The organism is Wenzhouxiangella sp. 15190 (assembly GCF_003417465.1).
In the GTDB taxonomy this organism is placed as follows: domain Bacteria; phylum Pseudomonadota; class Gammaproteobacteria; order Xanthomonadales; family Wenzhouxiangellaceae; genus Wenzhouxiangella.
On sequence record NZ_QVMV01000036.1, the window covers coordinates 1 to 18,767 of the forward strand.

Sequence of the window (18,767 nt, forward strand, 5' to 3'; positions counted from 1 at the left end):
GGTGACTTTTCTCGCGCGAGAGAAAAGTTACCCGCCATCAGCCTGCGGAGCAGGCGGGCGGAACAGCCTTTGAAGTGTCGAGACCCGCACCGCTTGAGGTGGCATCAATCAGCCCAGCGGCAGCGAAGTTGACGATCCACCCGCTATCACCCTGCGAAGCAGGCCGATCACAACCGCCCACCCCTGAAATGAAAAACCCCGCCAGAGGCGGGGCTTTTCGGCAAAGCAGCTTGTGTCAAAAACCGTTATACGGTTTCGACGTTGGCAGCCTGCGGGCCCTTGGGGCCGTCCGTGACGTCAAAGCTGACCTTGGCGCCTTCGGCCAGGGACTTGAAGCCCGAGCCGTTGAGGGCGCTGAAATGTACGAATACGTCGGCGCCGCCATTGTCCTGGGAAATAAAACCGAATCCCTTCGCGTCATTGAACCACTTCACTGTTCCAGTTGTGCTAGACATGATGTCTTTCTACCTTTTTCAAAAATATGATGTACAGGACTCGGCCACACGGCCGATCCCGGTGATGCTGTAGAGTTCAGATGGTGGAAAATGAGGGGTAAACGGAAGGAATACTTTCAGATTCAACCACTGCTGTGTTCCGCAGCGCCTCGCACTATACGCCCTATTTTCGAAAAATGCCACAACTATTTCCGATTTTTTGCCCAGCCCTTGTATCCAAAGCCTCCGGCACCCACCATTGGAAGTGTCCGGATGGATGGACATCCGGCTTCACGCCTGCCCCTAACCGACAGCGTCCCCCGTTCCATCGCTCCCGTACCGGCCACACCCGGCATGGGGCGATCGCTGTTCCAACGACCAACGGCCCGGAGGCCGCCCCCGACATGAAAACCCTCTTCATCCGCAACATTCATCCGGAAACGCGCGAGAAAGACCTGCGCGAACTGTTCTCCAAGCACGGCACCGTTCGCGGCCTCAAGCTGCCGATGGATATCTTCACCCGCCGCTGCAAGGGTATTGCCATGATCGACATGGAAGGCCACGAGGCGCGCGCCGCCCAGGCCGAGCTCGACGGCTCGATGTTCAACGGTCAGCCCCTGCAGGTGCGCGAAGAGCGCCCGCGCGGCAAGCGCGGCGGCCGCCGCTAGAGTTCCCGTAACCGGGAGTGGTAAGCTGATCTGCGGGTTCTTTAGCCCGCAGTGGCAACCATGCCCGGTGAACTGACACAACTGCTCCACGCCGCCAGCGACGGTGACCAGCCGGCCCTCAACCGGCTGGTGGCGTTGCTGTACGTGGACCTCAAGCAGCTTGCCCACCGCTGCCGTCGGGGAAACGAAGCGCTCGATACGACCAGTCTTGTCCACGAGTGTTATCTGCGCTTTCTCAATAGCGGCGATCTCGCCGTCAACGACCGCGCCCACTTCTTCAACCTGTCCGCCCGTGTCATGCGGCAGTTGCTGTGCGATTACGCGCGCGAACGCCTGGCGGACAAGCGCGGCGGTGGTGCGCAGCATTTCGAGCTGCGCGAGGACGATGCCAGCGTGCGGGCCGAGGCCGAGCATTTCCTGGCCGTCGACCAGGCCCTCGAACAACTGGCCGAACGTAATCCGGACCGGGCCCGGGTGGTGGAATGCCGGTTCTTCGCCGGCCTGACTGAACCCGAAACCGCTGAGGCCACGGGCCGGTCCCTGCGATCGGTTCAGCGCGAGTGGCAACAGGCCCGCGACTGGCTCAGCCGGAGGCTGGCCTCGTGAGTGACGACCCCCTCAAGCCCGGCGGTGCGCTGGAGGGGCGGCTATTCGGTCACTTTCTGCGCGATCTCAGTGAAATCCGCGAACCCCGGCCGGGTGAGCGCATCGGCGCCTGGCGCATCGAGCGCGAGATCGGCCGCGGTGGCAGCGGGGTCGTCTACCTGGCCGAGCGCGCCGACGGTGCCTATTCCCAACAAGTCGCCTTGAAGTGGTTGCGCGGCGACCGCCCGGTTCCCGGTGGCCGCGGCGTGCTGGCCCGCGAGCGCGAATTGCTGGCCAGTCTCGACCATCCCAACATCGCGCGTCTGATCGACGGCGGGGAAACCGAAGACGGCATGCTGTGGTTTGCCATGGACCATGTCGACGGCGCCACCGTCGACGGCGTTGCCGACTCGATGACGCTGAATCAACGCCTCGAACTCGTCCGCACGCTGTGCCGAGCCGTGCACCACGCCCACCGCCGCGGCCTGATCCACGGCGACATCAAACCGACTAACGTCCTGGTGGACGGGCGTGGTCGCCCGAGGCTGGTCGACTTCGGTATTTCCCGCATCCGGGGGGCGGGTTTCGGCAGCAGCTACGGGCTAACGCCCGACTATGCCAGTCCAGAACAGCGGCGTCGCGAAGCACTCACCACTGCTTCGGATATCTGGCAGCTCGGACGACTGCTCGAAGACCTGGTCGGGAGTGAGCCGATTCCCGCTGACCTCCGTTCGATCATCGCCCGGGCAACTGCCGAATCACCCGAAGACCGCTATGCCTCGGCCGAAGCGATGGGATCGGATATTGCCGCCTGGTTGGCCCGCCGCCCCGTGACCGCTTACGACGGTGGCGCGCTTTATCGGCTGCAACGCCTGATTCAACGCAATGTGCTGGTCTCGGCGGTGTCCGCCGTGGCGGTGGCGATCATTGTCGGCGGCGGCGCCTGGATGACCTTGCAGTTGGCCGAAGAACGGGACCGCGCCCGCGCCCAGGCCGAACGCACGGAAACCGCCCTGTCCGAAACGAAAAGCGCGCTCGCTCGCGCCGAGGCGCTGAGCCGGTTTCTGACCGACCTGTTCCGGGCCACTCGGCCCGATCGACCGCGCGAAGAACTGCCCAGCACCGAGGAAATTCTCGATCGCGGCGCCGAGCGGGCGATGGATCCCGAGGCCGCCCCGCCGGGCGAGCGATTCGACATGCTTTCGACCATTGGACAGGTATACCGTGCCCGCGGCCGCTACGACGATGCCGCCCCGTTGCTGGAAACCGCACTGACGCTGGCCGACGCTGCCGGGCCCCTGTCGGCACTGGACCGGGCCCGCGCACGTCAGCGCCTGGCCCGGCTGATGATTGCAGCCGGAGACCCCCTAGAAGATGCCGAAGCTTTGCTGATTGAAGCCGAAGGCCTGCTCGCCGGGGAAGCCGACACTTGGGACACGCTGGTGCGCGTGCGCATCACCCGAACCTGGGTCGAGCGCTATCGAGGTCGCCACGATCGGGCGCTTGCCTTGGTGGAACCGCTATGGTGGCAGATGCCGCCGCCCGGGGCGATGGATGCCACGGCTCGGGCAGGCCTGCTTGACAGCCTGGCCGGGCTGCACCGTGCCGCCGGTGATCTCGATCGCGCCGCCGCCTTCCGCGATCTGTCGCTGGCCGCCTTCCGCGACATCCAGGGTGAAGCGGGTCAGGGTTATGTGGTCAGCCTGGCCAACAGTGTCGGACTGGAATTCGCCCGCGGTCACTTCGAAGAGGCCGAGCGCCGGGCGCGCCGGGCGCTTTCGCTCTACGATCGTATCTACGACGAGCCGGTAGATTATCGCGCTTCGCTCCGGCGTACACTCGCCCGCGTGCTGCTGGCGGCCGGGGAGGTCGACGAAGCTTTCGAGGTCTTGCGAGATTCCGGCGAGGAATACGCGCGATTCCGGGGCAACGACCCGGACGAATGGCCGCTCTACTACAGCACGCGAGGACATTTCCACGTACGCCTCGGCAACCTCGACCAGGCGGCGGCCGATATGCAGCGCGCGCGCGAACTGATGGCCGAACAGGCACGGGATTTCGACCACCGGCTCGCGGTGAGCGTCGATATGCTGCTGGCCTGGGCGCGATGCCGGCACGGTGACGACGGCCAGGCGGTGCTCGATGCAATCGGCGAGGATGTCGAGCTTCTCAACCATCAGCGAGAACGGGCCCAGCTGCGCGAAGCCCGGGCGGCCTGCCACTGGCGCGCCGGCGAGCCCGAGGCGGCGCTGGCCGAACTCGAGCCGTTGCTGGACACGCCGATCCCGCCGGACAAGCTGCTCGACGGCGCCGACCGTCGCCTGCTTGCCGCTGACATCCTTGCCCGCCTCGACCGCCGTGATGAAGCCCTCGCCCGTCTCGACGAGGCTCGACAGGCTTTCGAGGTGCACGGGCTGGCCAATCATCCCGTAGTCGAGCGCCTCGACCGCCGCACCGTACAACTCCGGTAATTGCTTGACCGAGTCGATCTCCTGGCGGGTTCGGCCGTCTGAATCCGCTTCGCCTGCCGAGACCCAAGTGAATAAGGAGACCAACATGCTGCGTCTTATGGACGGGGGGCGATCCCTCTTGTTGCTCGTCGCCGCGCTGCTCGGATTTCTGTCCTCGCCGGCAATGGCCGGAGAACGGGTGCGGGTCCTTTCCGCCGATGACCCGGCCATTGAATGGGACCCCTGCCCGGGGTTCTATCCGGAGTCCTGCCGGATCGGCGTGTTGCACGGCAACCCGGCCGAACCCAATGCCGACATCTTCTTCAAGCTGCCGCCCGACACGGCCGTGCCGGAGCATACCCATACCTCTGCCGAGCGCATGGTGTTGGTTTCGGGCCGGATGGAGATCAGCTATGAGGGGCAGGACCCCGTAATCCTCGAACCCGGAAGTTATGCCTGGGGACCGCCGGAACACCCGCATTCGGCCAGGTGCCTCGATGCGGGAGATTGCGTGTTGTTCATCGCCTTCGTCGAGCCGATCGACGCCATGCCGACCGGTGATCAGTGAGCGCTCAACCGGAGTACCGCGGGCGTTGCTTCTGCGGCGCTGTCGAAGTGGTCGCGCGCGGTGAGCCGGCGGCCATGGGCTATTGCCACTGCGAATCGTGCCGTCACTGGTCGGCCGGCCCGGTCAATGCCTTCACGCTCTGGCCGCCGGAAGCCGTCGAGGTGGTGCGTGGCGAAGAGCACCTGGCCAAATACAGCCAATCGCCGCGCAGCAGTCGGCAGTGGTGCGAGCACTGCGGGGGTCACGTACTCACCGACCATCCGGAAATGGGCCTGGTCGATGTTTACGCCGCCCTGTTGCCCGAACTGGATTTTCGGCCCGCCCTGCATGTCCACTACCAGGAGTCGGTGTTGCGAATCCCTGACGGCCTGCCCAAGCAACGCGACGTGCCGGCCGAACTCGGTGGTTCGGGAGAGCTCGTCGAGGAGTAGCGAATTTCCTGGCGGGTCGGAAGCCGGTTGACCGTTTCCCTGGGTGGGCCATTAAAACCAGGGAGTAACAGACATGCAAAGAGTCCTGATTCTTCTGTTCGGGATAGTCGCCTATCTCGTTTTCCTGCCGACTTTTCTCTATTTCATCGCTTTCGTGGGCAACCTGCAGACTACGGCACTGGTCGAGCATATCCCCGCGCTAGCCTGGCTGGTGCCGTACTCGGTCAGCTTCGGCCGCGAAACCGGGCCGGTCGGGCTGGCGGTGGTCATCAACCTGTCGCTGATCGCCCTGTTCGGCGTCCAGCACAGCGTGATGGCGCGTTCGGGTTTCAAGGGCTGGCTGAAGCAAATGTTGCCGGCGTCAGCCGAACGCAGCGTCTACGTCCTGATATCGAGCCTGCTGCTGATCCTGCTGTTCTGGCAATGGCGGCCGATGGGGCCGGTGATCTGGTCAGTGGAGTCCGGAACCGGCCAGGCCGTGCTGTGGACGCTCTTCGCGGTGGGATTCGGCATTACTTTCGTCTCGACCTACCTGATCGACCACTTCGACCTGTTCGGTCTCAAACAGATATGGAGCCAGTTCCGCGGCCGGAAGGCGCAGCCGCCGCGGTTCGTGACCCCGCTTTTCTACCGAGTCGTCCGTCACCCGCTGTATCTGGGTTTCCTGCTCGCGTTCTGGACGGTACCGCATGTCACGCTGGGCCATGTGCTGTTCGCCGGCGGTATGACCGTCTATATCCTCATCGGCGTCCAGCTCGAAGAGCGCGACCTGGTCCGCTACCTCGGCGAGGACTACCAGCGCTACCAGAAGCAAGTGCCGCAACTCGTTCCCGTGCCCGGGAGGACCTGGCGGGATGACGAGACGCCGGAAGGCTCCGGTGCGAGCGGTCGCGCCTAGGGAACCTCTGAACAACTCTGCACGGAGATAGGGCGTAAACTGGCATCGTTCAGGATCGCTTCTGCGCAGGATCGACTTCATGCCGGGCCCCGCGCAACCATCACCCAGGTTGAAACGGAGGTGTCACCATGATTGATCCCGCACTGCAAAGCTTCGCGCGCCGAATCCCCCGGACCCTGCTCGGGTCCCTCGGCCTGGCGCTCGTGCTGGCGGCACCGGTTGCCGCCCAGCATGAAATGCACGACGAAGCGCCGGTCGGCGCCGGAGAATCGATCGGCACGGTCGATTTTCGGGCCGATTGCGCCGAGGAAGCCCGCAAGAGCTTCGATCGCGCCCTGGCGCTGATGCACCACATGATGTACGTCCAGGCACGCGGGGATTTCGCCGCGATCGCCGAATCCGACCCGGATTGCGCCATGGCGCACTGGGGTGTGGCCACCACGCTGTTCCAGCCGCTGTGGAGCACCACCCCCTCGGGTGAAGCGATCGAGCGAGGGCGAAAGGCTATCGAGCGCGCCAGTGAAACGGTTGACAGTGAGCGTGAGCGGCGCCTGATCGAGGCCACCGCCGCATTCTTCGAGCCTGAAACCGACCGGCTCTGGGAACGGCTTCCAGGCTGGATCGAGGGCATCGCCGAAGCCTTCCGCGCCCATCCCGACGACCGCGACATCGCGGCGCTGTACGGGCTGTCGCTGTTGACCGAGGCGCAACGGGCCGACGATGCCGCCGCGCTGCACGACGAGGCGGAATCGGTCCTGGCCGAAGTCTGGCGGCAAGAGCCGACCCACCCCGGCGCGGTCCACTACACCATCCACGCCACCGATGCTGACGGCCGGGCGGAGAACGCCCCGGACATCGTCGCCTCCTATGGCGAGATCGCACCCAATGTGCCGCATGCCCTGCACATGCCGTCCCATATCTACGTCCGGCTCGGCGATTGGCCGGCGGTGATCGAGTGGAACGAACGCTCGTCCGAGGCCGCACTCGAGCATCAGGCTGATGGCGCGCTGTCCTTCCACTACATTCACGCCATCGACTACCTGGTTTACGGTCATTTGCAGCGTGGTGAGGATTCACGTGCGGAAACGATCCGCGATGCGGCATGGGAGAAACATCCCCACCAGGGCAACTTTCCCGGCGCCTTTCACCTCGCGGCCGTTCCGGCGCGACTGGCCGTGGAGCGGCGCGACTGGCAAGCCGCGGCCGCCATCGAGCCGCGAGTGCCCGACTACATCGCATGGGATGAGTTTCACTGGCCCGAGGGCATGAGTTGGTTCGCCCGGGGCCTGGGTGCGGTCCATGCCGGCGACCTGAAGGCGGCCCGGCAGGCCGAGCGCCGGCTTGCCGAGCTGGCCGAAAAGGCTGAATCGGCCGCCGATGCACGATTTTCGGTCTATATCGAGGTCGATCGCCACATCCTGGCCGGATTCATCGCGCATGCCGAGGGCGACTCCGAGCGTGCGCTCGAGCTGATGCGCGCGGCCGGTGAACTGGAGCCGACGGTCGAAAAGCACCCGGTCACTCCGGGTGCACTCTACCCGCCCTACGAGGCACTGGGTGAACTGTTGCTGGCCCTGGACCGGCCCGATGAGGCCCTGGCTGCATTCGAGCGTTCCGACAAAAAGTGGCCGGGTCGCTACAACACCCTGATCGGGGCGGTCGGTGCCGCCGAAGCAAGTGGTGATCCGGGTGCAGCGAAGCGCTGGGCCGCAAGACTGCTCGAAGTGGCGCCGGCGGCTGAGCGCAAGAGCATCCGCCGGGTTCGGAAATTGGCCAGCGGCGACTGAGCCGGATGGTTCAGCTCCCGGTGTATTCGGCCAGCCAGTCGTCGTCCGAGCCTTCGTTGATGTCCTCGAACATGAAGGTCGACAGGTAGCGCTCGCCGGTATCCGGCAGCATGGCCAGGATGCCTTCGCCTTCCTCGGCCTTCTCGGCGACTTTCAGTGCGGCGGCCACGGTGCCGCCGCCGGAGATGCCGGTGAAGATGCCTTCCCGGCTGGCCAGAGCCAGGGCGGTGTCGCGGGCTTCCTCGTCGGTGACCGGCACGATCTCGTCAGCGATGTCGATCTTGAGGACCTTGGGAATGAAGTCCGGGGTCCAGCCCTGGATCTTGTGTGCCTGCCATTCCTTGCCGGCCATCAGCTGCGCCTTGTCCGGTTCGGTGGCGATGATCCGGATATCGGGCCGGGCCAGCTTGAGCATCTCGCCGGCCCCGGTCATGGTTCCGCCGGTGCCCCAGCCGGTCACGAAATAGTCCAGGCGCCGTCCGGCAAAGTCGCGCAGGATCTCGGGGCCGGTCGTATTGCGGTGATAGGCGGGGTTGGCTTCGTTCTCGAACTGTCTCGCCAGGAACCAGCCGTGCTTGTCGGCCAGTTCTTTTGCCTTCTTGACCATGCCGGTGCCCTTTTCTTCCTTGGGCGTGAGGATCAACTTGGCGCCCAGCGCGCGCATCAGCTTGCGCCGCTCAATCGAAAAGGTTTCCACCATCACGGCGACGAAGGGGTAACCCTTGGCCGCGCAGACCATCGCCAGTGCGATGCCGGTATTGCCGGACGTTGCCTCGACCACGGTCTGGCCCGGTTTGAGGTCGCCGCGCTTCTCGGCGTCGTCGATAATGCCGATGGCCAACCGGTCCTTGACCGACGAGAGCGGGTTGAAGAACTCGGCCTTGACGTAGAAGTCGACGTGCTTCGGTGCCAGTCGATTGATGCGCACCACCGGTGTGCGGCCGATGGTCTGGTGGATGTTGTCGTAAATCATGCTCGGGCCTCCCGCTTTCGGGTATGGATGCTTTGACAGCTGATGCCGTAACTCGTTGTCCGACACGCCTGTTGACGTAGCTTACACTTTGGTCGGGAACGCGGGAGTGAACAATACGTGGAAGCCGAAGCGCTCGAACTCGAGCAGGTGGGCGTCGGTGCGCTCGCCAGCGTTGACCTCATAGTGGCACCCGGCGAGATCGTGTGCCTGTCCGGGCCGTCGGGTTCGGGCAAGACCCGCCTGCTGCGGGCCATCGCCGACCTGGAACCGCATGCCGGCCGCATTCGCCTGGGCGAAATCGAACAGGTCGCCATGCCCGCGCATGAATGGCGCCGTGCGGTCATGCTGGTGCCGTCCGAAAGCCAGTGGTGGCACGAGCGCGTCGGCGAACACTTCGCCCGGCCCATGCCGGAGGCACTGGCCGAACTGGGCTTCGAGGCCGGCGTCGAGAACTGGCCGGTAATGCGGCTGTCCTCGGGTGAGAAGCAGCGCCTGGCGCTGGTGCGGGCGCTGTCGACCGGCCCGCGCGCCCTGCTGCTGGACGAACCCACGGCCAATCTGGACGATAAAAATGCCGAACAGGTCGAGACCTGGCTTTCGCGGCTGATCCGCGAGCGTGACATGCCGACCTTGTGGGTGGCCCACAGCGCTGCCCAGATCGATCGTGTCGCCGACCGGCATCTTCGCGTGGCCGGCTCGCAACTCGAGGTGGCGGCATGAGTGGCGTGATCGATCTCAGCTGGTGGCAGCTCGCCCTGGCGGCGGTGCTGGTGCTTGCGCTGGCCGGCAGCATGTGGTTTTCCCGCCTGGGTCTGAGTGGCTCACTGCTGGTTTCCGCGGGCCGCACTGTGGTGCAGCTGGCCCTGGTCGGCCTGGTACTCGAAGCGTTGTTCGCCGTCGGGGCGCTGGGCTGGATTGCGCTGATGGCGCTGGTCATGCTGCTATTGGCGGGCCGAGAGGTTATGGCGCGCCAGAAGCATCGCTTTGTCGGCGGCTGGGCTTTCGGCATCGGCACCGTCTCGATGTTCGTCTCGGCCTTCAGTGTCACCGTGCTTACGCTGCTGGTGGTGATCGGGCCCGATCCCTGGTACTCGCCGCAGTACGCGATTCCGCTGTTGGGCATGCTGCTGGGCAACACCATGAACGGAATCGCCTTGAGCCTGGATCGGCTGACCGAATCGGCCTGGCGCGAGCGCGCGATGATCGAACACCGCCTGCTGCTGGGCCAGACCTGGCTCGAGGCCATCTCCGAGATTCGCCGAAACGCCATGCGCTCGGGCATGATTCCCATCATCAACGCCATGGCCGCGGCCGGTGTCGTCAGCCTGCCCGGCATGATGACCGGGCAGATCCTGGCCGGCAGCCCGCCGGCGCTGGCGGTCAAGTACCAGATCCTGATCATGTTCACAATCGCTGCCGGCACCGGTTTCGGCACCATGGTCGCGGTTTCGCTGGGCAGCCGCCGCCTGTTCGACCATCGAGAACGGCTGCGTATCGACCGCCTCAACCGGTAACGCCGGAAAAGGGCGTCATGATCGTGGTCGACTCATCTGATCAAGTGAAATAGCCGGTTCGCCGCCGGGCTATAACGGGCCGCTCAAAGCAACCAGACGATGGGCAGGCGCGCGAGGATCGCCACGCCGATGCGTTTCCACACACTGGTGTGCGGCTCGTGTTCGTGACGGAGGGCGCCCGCTTCGGTCTGTTCGATCCAGTACAGCCCGCCCTCGTCATCGAGGTGGACGGAGTAGGCGCGTTGCGGCACTTCCCCGGCAAAGGTCTCGGCCAGTTGTTCGGCGAGTTGAGGGTTATCGATCAACAGGCCCATCTCCGTGTTGAGCTGTGCCGAGCGCGGGTCAAAATTGAACGAGCCGACGAACACGCGCTCACCGTCGACAGCGAAGGTCTTGGCATGCAGGCTCGAGCCCGAGCTGCCCAACGGTCCCTTGCCGCGCATCCGCTCCTGGCCCGAAAAGCGTTGCATCTCGTAGAGCTTCACCCCGGCTTTCAGAAGCCGCTTGCGAAACCGGGTGTAGCCCGAGTGCACGGCGGCCACGTCGGTCGCCTCCAGCGAATTGGTCAGCACCACGACTTCCACGCCGCTTTCGGCCAGGTCGGTAAACAGTTTCGCGCCATTGCGCGTCGGCACGAAGTAAGGCGAGACCACGTAGATCCGCTTGCCCGGCAGCCCGATGGTTTCCTGCAGCTGCTCACTCAGCGAACCCTTCGGCCCGGGCTTGTCGAGAATCTTGTGTGGGTCGTCGCTGACCAGTGCCGTCCGCCCCCAAAACATGGCCAGGCGGCCGTCGAGGAACTGTTCGACGAAGGTCGAATGTTCGAAGTTGTCCAGGTAGGCTGTCGCTCGCTTGTCGTCTTTCAACTCGGCGGCTTCCAGGCGCAGCCGGCGGCCCGGATCGTCCTTCGGTGCCGCGACCAGAGATTCGATCGGCCAGGCCGACTCGCTGTTCCAGTAGCGGTCGAAATCCGCCGAAACATCCCCGACAACCTGGCCGACGGTAATCACGTCCACGTCGGAAAACAGTAAGCCGATTCCGGCGGCAAAGTACTCGTCGGCGATGTTGCGCCCGCCGACGATGGTGGCCCGGTTGTCGGCGGTGAAGGACTTGTTGTGCATTCGCCGGTTGATACGGCGAAAATCGGTCAGGTAGTTGACCCAGCGTGGCCAGCGCAGGGCGAAGGGGTTGAACAGCCGCACCTCGATGTTCTCGTGGCCGGCAAGCGCCACCAGTTTGTCGTCCAGGCCCTCGATGCCGTTGTCGTCGAGCAGCAGCCGCACGCGCACACCGCGGTCGGCCGCCTCGAGCAGGGCGTGCAGCATCAGCGTGCCGGTCAGATCGTCGCCCCAGATGTAGTACTGGATATCGAGTGTGCGCTCGGCCGCGTGGGCAAGCAGGTAACGTGCGGCGAAAGCGTCGAGCGGGTCGTACAACGGGTGGACGCCGCTCTCGCCGGGATGATCACTGATCTGCTCCCCAAGCGAACGGCCCAGCCTTGTCTCGCGTGCCGCATCAATCGGCAGCGCGTTCGAACGAGCCGCGTCGGGATATTCAGGCAGCCGGGGCCAGAACACGACGATCAATCCGGCAACGACCGTAACGGCGAGCAATCGGCGCCACGGAAAACCACAACGTTTTGTGCGAATTGCACCCATTTCATGAGGCAAGCATGTTGTCGCTTTCCGGAATTTGCAACCGGGCAGTCGCTCGGCGGGAGAATCCGGGTATCGTGATTTTCCAACTTCCCGTCGGGGTGGCGTAAACTTGCCATGTAGCCGCCTTGCTACGATCAAAGGAGGTCCACCATGAGCAGTGAAGACAGAAAGGCATTCATCGAGCAACTCAAGTCCCGCCTCGACGAGCTCGACGAGAAGATCGAAGAATTCGAGGGCCGGACCGAGGAGGTCAGTTCCAAGGCACAAGAGGAATATCGAGAGCGCCTCGCCGAACTTCGAAGCAAGCGCAAGGAGCTGGCCAACAAGCTCGACGAGGTCCGAGCAGGCGGCGAGTTGCAGTGGAACAAGCTAAAGCGCGAGGCCGAGCACACCTGGGATGCGCTGCAGCACTCGTTCAACTATTTCAAGTCGCACTTCAAGTAGGCCGTTACACAAGGAGACTCCATGATCAGGCCCATTGGTTTGCTGGCAGTGCTGCCGGCCGTCTTGCTTGTGCACTCGACTTTCGCTGCCGACACCGACGCCTTCAAACAAGGCCGCGTGATCGAGTCCGCCGACCGGGCGGTCCTGTCCTCGCGCGAACGCGTCGAGCCGGAGAACGCCATGCTCACCGATCGGCTCGAAAGCCTGTTGCCGGGCCTGATGGAAGATACCGGCATCGATATGTGGCTGGTGCTCAACCGCGAGTACGCCGAGGATCCGGTCTACTTCACCCTCGTGCCGCAGCCGAGTTTTGCCGCGCGACGCACCACCATGCTGGTTTTCGATCGGCAAGATGACGGCTCGGTCGATCGGCTCACCGTCAATCGTTATCCGCTGGGTGACCCCTACGAGTCCGTCTGGGAAGGCGGCTCGCTGGATGAACAATGGAAGGCGCTGGCCGAACTCATCGTCGAGCGCGATCCTGAACGTATCGGCATCAACGTCTCCGAGCACTGGCCCGAAGCGGACGGTCTGACCCATGGCCTGCACGAGAAGCTTGTGGCCGCCCTCCCCGACGACATCCACGATCGCCTGGTTCCCGCCGAGGAACTGGTGGTGCGCTGGCTGGAAACGCGCAGCGAGCGCGAACTGGCGGTCTATCCGCACGCCGTCTCGATTGCCCGCGGCGTCATCGCCGAGGCCTTTTCCGCCCGTGTCATCACGCCCGGCGTGACGCATACCGACGACGTCGCCTGGTTCATTCGTCAACGCTTCGAGGAACTGGGCCTGGAACCGTGGTTCATGCCCTACGTCAACATCCAGCGCCCCGGCGAGGACTGCGGCGGGGATGATTCCTTCTGCGGCATCAGCGGCACCATACAGCCGGGCGATGTCCTGCATACCGATGTCGGCATCTGCTACCTGAAGCTGTGTACCGACACCCAGGAAATGGCCTACGTACTCGAGGCCGGCGAGAATGAGGTTCCGCAGGGCCTGGTCGATGCCCTGGCCGAGGGCAATCGCTGGCAGGACCTGCTCACGGAAGAGTTCGTCACGGGCAGGACCGGCAACGAGATTCTCGCCGCCGCGCAATCAAGCATGGTCGACGCACCCTGGTCGTTCAATATCTACACCCACCCCATCGGTTTCTTCGGCCACGGACCGGGGCCCACCGTCGGCATGTGGGACCTGCCCGCCGAAGTGACCAATACAGGCGACTGGCCGCTGCACGAAAACACCGCCTACGCCATCGAGGGAAGCATCATGACGCCGCTACCGGAATGGGACGACCAGCTCGTCAACATCAAGCTCGAACAAACGGCTGTGTTCGACGGTGAGCGCGTGATCTACCTGGCCGGCCGCCAGACCGAGTGGCACCGGGTGCAGTAGCGCGCCTGATTGTTCAGCGCAGCCAGCGGCGCAGGCTGCGATAGACCTCGGGGTGGTGCATCAATGCCCAATGGCCTGCGCCGGTCAGGATTCGGCGGCGGTCTTCGGGAATATCCAGCGCCTGTGCCGGGTCAGGGTGTTGGCCCAGGGCGCTGTCGAGGGGCACCAGTTCGTCACCGAGAAAACCGCCGGTCAGGCCGCCGGCCCGGGTTCGGGCCGTTGCGGCGATGGCGAATTCCTCGACGCCGGCGCTTGATACCGGCAGGCCGCCATGGCGCAGGTCGATGATGCCCGCGCTGCGGATGCCGCCGAGCCGCTTGAACGGCGCGCTGTAGGGGCTCATGCCCAGAAGGGATTCGAAGCGATGGCCGGCTCGCTCCAGCGGTGCCCCATGGTGCGGTGTGCCCAGGTAGACCATGCGCTCCAGCGATCCGGGCCAGCGAAGCCCCTGACGCAGCCCCCGGTCGAGCGCGCTCCGGGCCACCAGGCCGCCCATGCTGTGGCCCAGGATCGTGATGGACTCGACCGGGACCGGCCAGGTTTCGACCAGCGCCTCGAGCAAGGTCGCGAAGTCGTTGCCGTTTTCACTCACGCGCCGCCCGGAGTTGTAGTGCAGGTAGAGCGGCGTGTAGCCGAGTGCCGAACTGAGACGGGCGGGCACGCCGGGTCGGCGCTCGCCGTTTTCTCCAGCCGTTTCCCAGTGCAAGTCGTTCATGCACAGGCCATGGACGGCAATCAGGAGCTTGCCGGTGGGTGCTTCGATGCGCTCCGCCAGGGCCGGTCGCTCCAGCGCCAGCGACTCACCCCCCAGCCTGAACGACATGGGAATGGCCAGCGGATTGTCGCTGGTGGCTAGATGATCGCCCAGAACGCCGTTGAGCACGGCAATCCAGTGTTCCCGTGTCCCGGATGCGCCCGTTTTCGTCTGCCGGGCCACGAACGGGGAGGCAATGGCATCGATTGATACGCCGACGGCGGCATTGATGCCGCGAATGCTGCGATAAACCATACCGGAGATACCCCGGGAGCGCTCCCGGGCCGGTGGACCCACGGGGAAGGCCGTTCGGGCAATGGTGGCGTGCAGGTGCTCGACCAGGTGGCTGGTGCCCGCCACACCATCGACCGCCAGCCGGGCAAGGCCGTGGAAGTCGGAGGCGTAAAGGTATCGGTAAGGCGTCAAGCGGCGTTCCTTGTAGGTAGGCAGCGGTATATTGGACTATCGTGCGTGTATTTGGTTGCTTGGTGACTTTTCTGCGCGAAGTTGGGTAAAATACGCGGCCAGCCCGATTCCGTGGGGCCGTAGCTCAGTTGGGAGAGCGCAGCATTCGCATTGCTGAGGTCAGGGGTTCGACTCCCCTCGGCTCCACCACTTTTCCCGTCATTACGATCAGCCCAGCCGGCCGGCCGGTGATTCAACCTCCATCTTCTCCGGCTGCTCTTGATCGAGCATGCGGATGGCCAGCCCCAGGTCGTTGCGCGAATCGGCGTGGGCCAGTGCGTTCTCCTTCGTGATGCGGCCTTCGCGATAAAGGTCGAGCAGGGCCTGGTCGAATGTCTTCATGCCGGCCTGGCCGCCCTCCTTCATGGCTTCCTTGATGCCGTCAATATCGTTTTTCCGAATCAGGTCGGCCACGTAGGGCGTTCGGACAAGGAGCTCGACGGCCGGCACGCGGTGCCCGTCGACTGACGGTACCAGCCGCTGGCTGACGATCGCCTGCAGGTGGTCGGACAGGTCGACGAACAGCTGCCGGTGCGCGGTCTCGGGGAAGAAGTTGATGATCCGGTCCAGGGTCTGGTTGGCGTTGCTCGAATGCAGCGTCGACAGGCAAAGGTGCCCGGTTTCCGCGTAGGCAATGGCATGCTTCATCGTTTCCCGGTCGCGAATTTCGCCGATCAGGATGACGTCCGGGGCCTCGCGCATGGCGTTCTTCAACGCGTTGGAATAGCTGAGCGTATCCAGACCGAGCTCTCGCTGATCGACGATCGACTGCTTGTGCTGGTGCACGAACTCGATCGGCTCCTCGATGGTGAGAATGTGGCCGGTCTTGTTCCGGTTGCGGTAGTCGATCATCGAGGCCAGGGTGGTCGACTTGCCGGAGCCGGCCGCGCCCACGACCAGGATCAGGCCGCGCGGGATCATGATCAGTTCCTCGAGAAGCGGCGGCAGGTTGAGCGCCTCGATCGAGGGAATCTCGCTTTTGATATGGCGAATCACCATCGCCACGGAACCGCGCTGCCGGTAAAGGTTGATTCGGAACTGACCCAGGGATTCCCTCGCCACCGCCAGGTTGAGTTCCAGTTCGGACTCGAACTCGGCGATCTGCTCGTCGTCGAGCAGGGAATAGGCCAGTCGCTGAACGTCCTTCGCCGTCAGCGGCCTGTCGTCGAAGCGCTGCGATCGGCCCTCGATCTTGATGCCCACCGGCGTGCCGGCGCTGAAGAACAGGTCGGATGCCTGATGCTCCACCATCCCCCGAAGGTAGTGCTCGATATCCATGGACAGCCCCTCCGGCATGCCAACTGAATCAAGCATATGCCTCCGTTCATCCTTTTGCAATCAGGTTGCTGCGCTCCGACAGGTGATGTCCGACCGCCTACATCCTTGGCGGCGGCGTGTGTAGAGCGGATGTGCGGAATCGACCTATGGCTTCTGCCGATTTGCTCGTGTTCTTGCATCCATTAAATGGGATCGTGCGTGTCGTTTGCGACCAGCGCATTTAGCACACCAATCCGGGGTGCATGGGATCGAATCTCTTCCTTCGCTATTGCATATTGACCAGAACCGGAATGCGGCCCCTTCCGGATGCAAAATCCGCAAGAGCCTTTCCGATTATTGTGCCGGGCGCAGGGTCGGCGGCTCGCATTGCATGACCGGGAGTGGGAGATGAAACAAGAAGATCGCCTGCGTGAATGGCTTCATTTTCGGCATCGACCTTGATTTCGGAAAACGCGCCCAAGGTCACCAGGCTGACGTAGTCACCTGGAGCTGCCGGCTCCTCGATGAGTTCTTCTCTGCCTTGTTCGTCCCGGACAAAACGGCGATCAATGACGCCGATGACCGCGCTGCTTTCGGGTCTGCTGTTCACTTTTACTCGCGGCACTGGAATGTCGGATGCAATTTCCTCCGAGGCCACGCCCGTAACGACCACGACATCACCGCGGCTTAGTTCGGATGACCCCGCGTTGATCGCAATATCGACGAGGAACCCGGACTTGTCATCGGCAAAAATCGAGTTCTCGACCAGCAGCGAACCGTTGATGCGGACCGGACCGTCGAAATAGCCGGCCCAGGCAAAATCTCCGGCCGCCACACCTCGAACACCCGCACCATCTTCCGAAATGCCCAATACGCCCGAGGGAAAGGATTCACTATCTTCCGGATCCGGAGGGCCCAGAGATTCGCCCACAATTGCGTGTGAATCGATTGCCGAAGTTGAGAAGGTGGCTGCACCTCCCTCACTGCCGCCCTGAACCAGAAGCACCGGATCAGATCCGGAGCCATTGGTCACGGCGACCTGGCCCTGGTCGAAGTGGATACCGTGGCTTTCCACTTCCCATGGACTGGAACCGGCTGCACCTTCCACGTTCAGGGCGCGGATTGCCAGGGGTACCGATTTGATGGGCTGTCGCGGTTGGACCACTTGATCGTCGATGAGCACTTCCAGCCAGAGACCGGTTTCGAACGGCTGATCGCCGAAGTCAAGTCTGACCTCGAACAAGCCATCGACCAGGCTGACATCGCTGAAGGACTGAGTGTCTCCGAGTTGGGTGTCGCCGTCTTCAGTGGTATAGAGACGAAAATCCAGGTCTACCGTGGCAACGTCTTGCTGCTGTGGCGTCTCGATTCTGCCCTGATAGGAAAAAGCCGTCTGCGCCGCGACGTATTCCGGAAGTGTTGACGCCAGAATGCACAGAGCAACGACCATGACCATTGCGGGTACGGAGAGAGGAGGTTGATGCATGAGGCACTCTCCCGGGTAGGCCCGCCGGTCATGTTAATCAATTCACGCTCACGCTTCAAATCCGTGAAATCTTCCACGCTAGACGCCATGGTTCATAATGTCTGCATGACTCCATCTCGAGATTTGAACGTTCTGATCACCGGCGCGAGCTCCGGACTGGGTCGCGGAATGGCTCGCGAATTCGCCGCGAAAGGCTGCAACCTGGCGCTGTGCGCGCGCCGTACCGATCGCCTCGAGGAATTGCGCGAGGAACTCGGCGGCAAGCACGGCATTCGCGTGGAGTTGCGTGCCCTCGACGTCAACGATCACGACCGTGTCTTCGAGGTTTTCAGGGACTTCGCCCGCACGCTGGGCCGTATTGACCGCGTGATCGTCAACGCCGGCGTCGGCGACGGCCGGCGCATCGGCACCGGTCGCTTCGACCACAATCGCAAGGTCATGGAAACCAACCTGGTGGCTGCGCTGGCGCAATGCGAGGCCGCCGTCGAGATCTTTCGCGAGCAGAACCACGGCCACCTCGTCCTGGTTTCCTCGATGAGCGCCGTGCGCGGCCTGCCCGGCCACATGACCACCTATGCCGCGAGCAAGGCCGGCCTGGCCCACCTGGGCGAAGGCATCCGCGCCGAGCTGATGAAAACGCCGATCCGGGTCACCACCCTGCTGCCGGGCTTCATCCGCACCGAACTCAACGAAGACGCCGGCAAGATGCCTTTCGAGGTCGACGAGGCCACCGGCAGCCGCGCCATGGTCCGCGCCATCGAGCGCGCGCCGGCCACCGCCTGCGTGCCGGGGTGGCCCTGGCGGCCCATCGGGTGGGTGATGAAAATCCTTCCATTGAAGGTGATTGCGAAAAACGCCTGAGTTGGTGGCCTCTTCAAGGTCGGGTTTGTCGGGTGGCTCATCCCGTGTTTTGCTGGCAGCTTGCTTGTTGCTTCCGGCCGCTGTGCGGGCTTCGACACGTCAAAATATATTCCGCCCGCCTGCTCCGCAGGCTGATGGCGGGTAA

Annotated in this window: 18 protein-coding genes and 1 tRNA gene; 13 read left to right on the forward strand and 6 right to left on the reverse strand. The window is 63.8% G+C overall.

What is annotated here, in order from left to right; translation table 11 throughout:
• Positions 1–245: 245 nt before the first annotated feature.
• Positions 246–455 (reverse strand): cold-shock protein, encoded by a 210-nt coding sequence (locus tag DZK26_RS10000; protein WP_116897050.1) that lies wholly within the window; start codon positions 453–455, stop codon positions 246–248.
• Between the two features lie 383 nt (positions 456–838).
• Between DZK26_RS10000 and DZK26_RS10005 the strand changes: the two genes are divergently transcribed.
• The 7 genes from DZK26_RS10005 to DZK26_RS10035 all read left to right on the forward strand — a co-directional run bounded on the left by DZK26_RS10005 (position 839) and on the right by DZK26_RS10035 (position 7,821).
• Complete coding sequence (locus DZK26_RS10005; protein WP_116897049.1) at positions 839–1,102, forward strand: RNA-binding protein; 264 nt, start codon at positions 839–841, stop codon at positions 1,100–1,102.
• Positions 1,103–1,162: 60 nt separating this feature from the next.
• Positions 1,163–1,708, forward strand: coding sequence for an ECF-type sigma factor (locus DZK26_RS10010; protein ID WP_116897048.1), 546 nt, complete (start codon positions 1,163–1,165; stop codon positions 1,706–1,708).
• Positions 1,705–4,158, forward strand: a complete 2,454-nt coding sequence (locus tag DZK26_RS10015) for a serine/threonine-protein kinase (RefSeq protein ID WP_181918244.1) — start codon at positions 1,705–1,707, stop codon at positions 4,156–4,158. The genes DZK26_RS10010 and DZK26_RS10015 overlap by 4 nt, the downstream gene beginning before the upstream one ends.
• A gap of 85 nt (positions 4,159–4,243) precedes the next feature.
• Positions 4,244–4,705: a cupin domain-containing protein gene (locus DZK26_RS10020; protein ID WP_220336989.1), complete on the forward strand. Its 462-nt coding sequence runs from the start codon at positions 4,244–4,246 to the stop codon at positions 4,703–4,705.
• On the forward strand, positions 4,702–5,136 hold the full coding sequence (locus DZK26_RS10025) for a GFA family protein (protein ID WP_116897046.1): 435 nt from the start codon (positions 4,702–4,704) through the stop codon (positions 5,134–5,136). Before DZK26_RS10020 ends, DZK26_RS10025 begins: the two co-directional genes overlap by 4 nt.
• Before the next feature lie 73 nt (positions 5,137–5,209).
• Positions 5,210–6,034: a methanethiol S-methyltransferase gene (gene mddA, locus DZK26_RS10030; RefSeq protein WP_116897045.1), complete on the forward strand. Its 825-nt coding sequence runs from the start codon at positions 5,210–5,212 to the stop codon at positions 6,032–6,034.
• 128 nt (positions 6,035–6,162) lie between these two features.
• Positions 6,163–7,821 carry a hypothetical protein gene (locus tag DZK26_RS10035; protein ID WP_116897044.1) on the forward strand — a complete coding sequence of 553 codons (1,659 nt, stop codon included), beginning with the start codon at positions 6,163–6,165 and terminating at the stop codon, positions 7,819–7,821.
• Between the two features lie 10 nt (positions 7,822–7,831).
• Here DZK26_RS10035 and cysK read toward each other — a convergent pair whose 3' ends face one another.
• Positions 7,832–8,794: a cysteine synthase A gene (gene cysK, locus DZK26_RS10040; protein ID WP_116897043.1), complete on the reverse strand. Its 963-nt coding sequence runs from the start codon at positions 8,792–8,794 to the stop codon at positions 7,832–7,834.
• A gap of 117 nt (positions 8,795–8,911) precedes the next feature.
• Here cysK and DZK26_RS10045 point away from each other — a divergent pair, with 117 nt between their 5' ends.
• Together DZK26_RS10045 and DZK26_RS10050 are read left to right on the forward strand one after the other, a co-directional pair.
• Complete coding sequence (locus tag DZK26_RS10045; protein ID WP_116897042.1) at positions 8,912–9,514, forward strand: ATP-binding cassette domain-containing protein; 603 nt, start codon at positions 8,912–8,914, stop codon at positions 9,512–9,514.
• On the forward strand, positions 9,511–10,308 hold the full coding sequence (locus DZK26_RS10050) for an ABC transporter permease (protein WP_116897041.1): 798 nt from the start codon (positions 9,511–9,513) through the stop codon (positions 10,306–10,308). Before DZK26_RS10045 ends, DZK26_RS10050 begins: the two co-directional genes overlap by 4 nt.
• 83 nt (positions 10,309–10,391) lie before the next feature.
• Here DZK26_RS10050 and DZK26_RS10055 read toward each other — a convergent pair whose 3' ends face one another.
• Entirely contained in the window at positions 10,392–11,885 is a 1,494-nt protein-coding gene (locus DZK26_RS10055) for a phospholipase D family protein (RefSeq protein ID WP_220336987.1), read from the reverse strand.
• Between the two features lie 231 nt (positions 11,886–12,116).
• On the opposite strand from DZK26_RS10055, the gene DZK26_RS10060 reads away from it, so the two are divergent.
• Together DZK26_RS10060 and DZK26_RS10065 are read left to right on the forward strand one after the other, a co-directional pair.
• Positions 12,117–12,410, forward strand: a complete 294-nt coding sequence (locus tag DZK26_RS10060; protein ID WP_116897039.1) for a hypothetical protein — start codon at positions 12,117–12,119, stop codon at positions 12,408–12,410.
• Between the two features lie 21 nt (positions 12,411–12,431).
• Positions 12,432–13,799, forward strand: a complete 1,368-nt coding sequence (locus DZK26_RS10065) for a M24 family metallopeptidase (protein WP_116897038.1) — start codon at positions 12,432–12,434, stop codon at positions 13,797–13,799.
• Positions 13,800–13,812: 13 nt separating this feature from the next.
• On the opposite strand, the gene DZK26_RS10070 is transcribed toward DZK26_RS10065, so the two are convergent.
• Complete coding sequence (locus DZK26_RS10070) at positions 13,813–14,979, reverse strand: alpha/beta hydrolase (RefSeq protein ID WP_116897037.1); 1,167 nt, start codon at positions 14,977–14,979, stop codon at positions 13,813–13,815.
• 113 nt (positions 14,980–15,092) lie between these two features.
• Between DZK26_RS10070 and DZK26_RS10075 the strand changes: the two genes are divergently transcribed.
• Positions 15,093–15,168: transfer RNA gene (locus DZK26_RS10075), tRNA-Ala, on the forward strand.
• Between the two features lie 18 nt (positions 15,169–15,186).
• On the opposite strand, the gene DZK26_RS10080 is transcribed toward DZK26_RS10075, so the two are convergent.
• Together DZK26_RS10080 and DZK26_RS10085 are read right to left on the reverse strand one after the other, a co-directional pair.
• Entirely contained in the window at positions 15,187–16,332 is a 1,146-nt protein-coding gene (locus tag DZK26_RS10080; protein WP_258870807.1) for a PilT/PilU family type 4a pilus ATPase, read from the reverse strand.
• 229 nt (positions 16,333–16,561) lie between these two features.
• A complete protein-coding gene (locus tag DZK26_RS10085) occupies positions 16,562–17,761 on the reverse strand; it encodes a hypothetical protein (RefSeq protein WP_147306586.1) in 1,200 nt (399 codons plus the stop codon).
• A gap of 105 nt (positions 17,762–17,866) precedes the next feature.
• On the opposite strand from DZK26_RS10085, the gene DZK26_RS10090 reads away from it, so the two are divergent.
• Positions 17,867–18,622 (forward strand): SDR family oxidoreductase, encoded by a 756-nt coding sequence (locus DZK26_RS10090; protein ID WP_116897035.1) that lies wholly within the window; start codon positions 17,867–17,869, stop codon positions 18,620–18,622.
• The last annotated feature ends 145 nt before the right edge of the window (positions 18,623–18,767 follow it).

Bases quoted from the DNA above. Each gene is read 5' to 3' on its own strand.
- DZK26_RS10000 (WP_116897050.1), bottom strand. From the start codon at position 455: ATGTCTAGCACAACTGGAACAGTGAAGTGGTTCAATGACGCGAAGGGA.
- DZK26_RS10005 (WP_116897049.1), top strand. From the start codon at position 839: ATGAAAACCCTCTTCATCCGCAACATTCATCCGGAAACGCGCGAGAAA.
- DZK26_RS10010 (WP_116897048.1), top strand. From the start codon at position 1,163: ATGCCCGGTGAACTGACACAACTGCTCCACGCCGCCAGCGACGGTGAC.
- DZK26_RS10020 (WP_220336989.1), top strand. From the start codon at position 4,244: ATGCTGCGTCTTATGGACGGGGGGCGATCCCTCTTGTTGCTCGTCGCC.
- mddA (WP_116897045.1), top strand. From the start codon at position 5,210: ATGCAAAGAGTCCTGATTCTTCTGTTCGGGATAGTCGCCTATCTCGTT.
- DZK26_RS10035 (WP_116897044.1), top strand. From the start codon at position 6,163: ATGATTGATCCCGCACTGCAAAGCTTCGCGCGCCGAATCCCCCGGACC.
- cysK (WP_116897043.1), bottom strand. From the start codon at position 8,794: ATGATTTACGACAACATCCACCAGACCATCGGCCGCACACCGGTGGTG.
- DZK26_RS10050 (WP_116897041.1), top strand. From the start codon at position 9,511: ATGAGTGGCGTGATCGATCTCAGCTGGTGGCAGCTCGCCCTGGCGGCG.
- DZK26_RS10060 (WP_116897039.1), top strand. From the start codon at position 12,117: ATGAGCAGTGAAGACAGAAAGGCATTCATCGAGCAACTCAAGTCCCGC.
- DZK26_RS10065 (WP_116897038.1), top strand. From the start codon at position 12,432: ATGATCAGGCCCATTGGTTTGCTGGCAGTGCTGCCGGCCGTCTTGCTT.
- DZK26_RS10080 (WP_258870807.1), bottom strand. From the start codon at position 16,332: ATGCTTGATTCAGTTGGCATGCCGGAGGGGCTGTCCATGGATATCGAG.
- DZK26_RS10085 (WP_147306586.1), bottom strand. From the start codon at position 17,761: ATGCATCAACCTCCTCTCTCCGTACCCGCAATGGTCATGGTCGTTGCT.
- DZK26_RS10090 (WP_116897035.1), top strand. From the start codon at position 17,867: ATGACTCCATCTCGAGATTTGAACGTTCTGATCACCGGCGCGAGCTCC.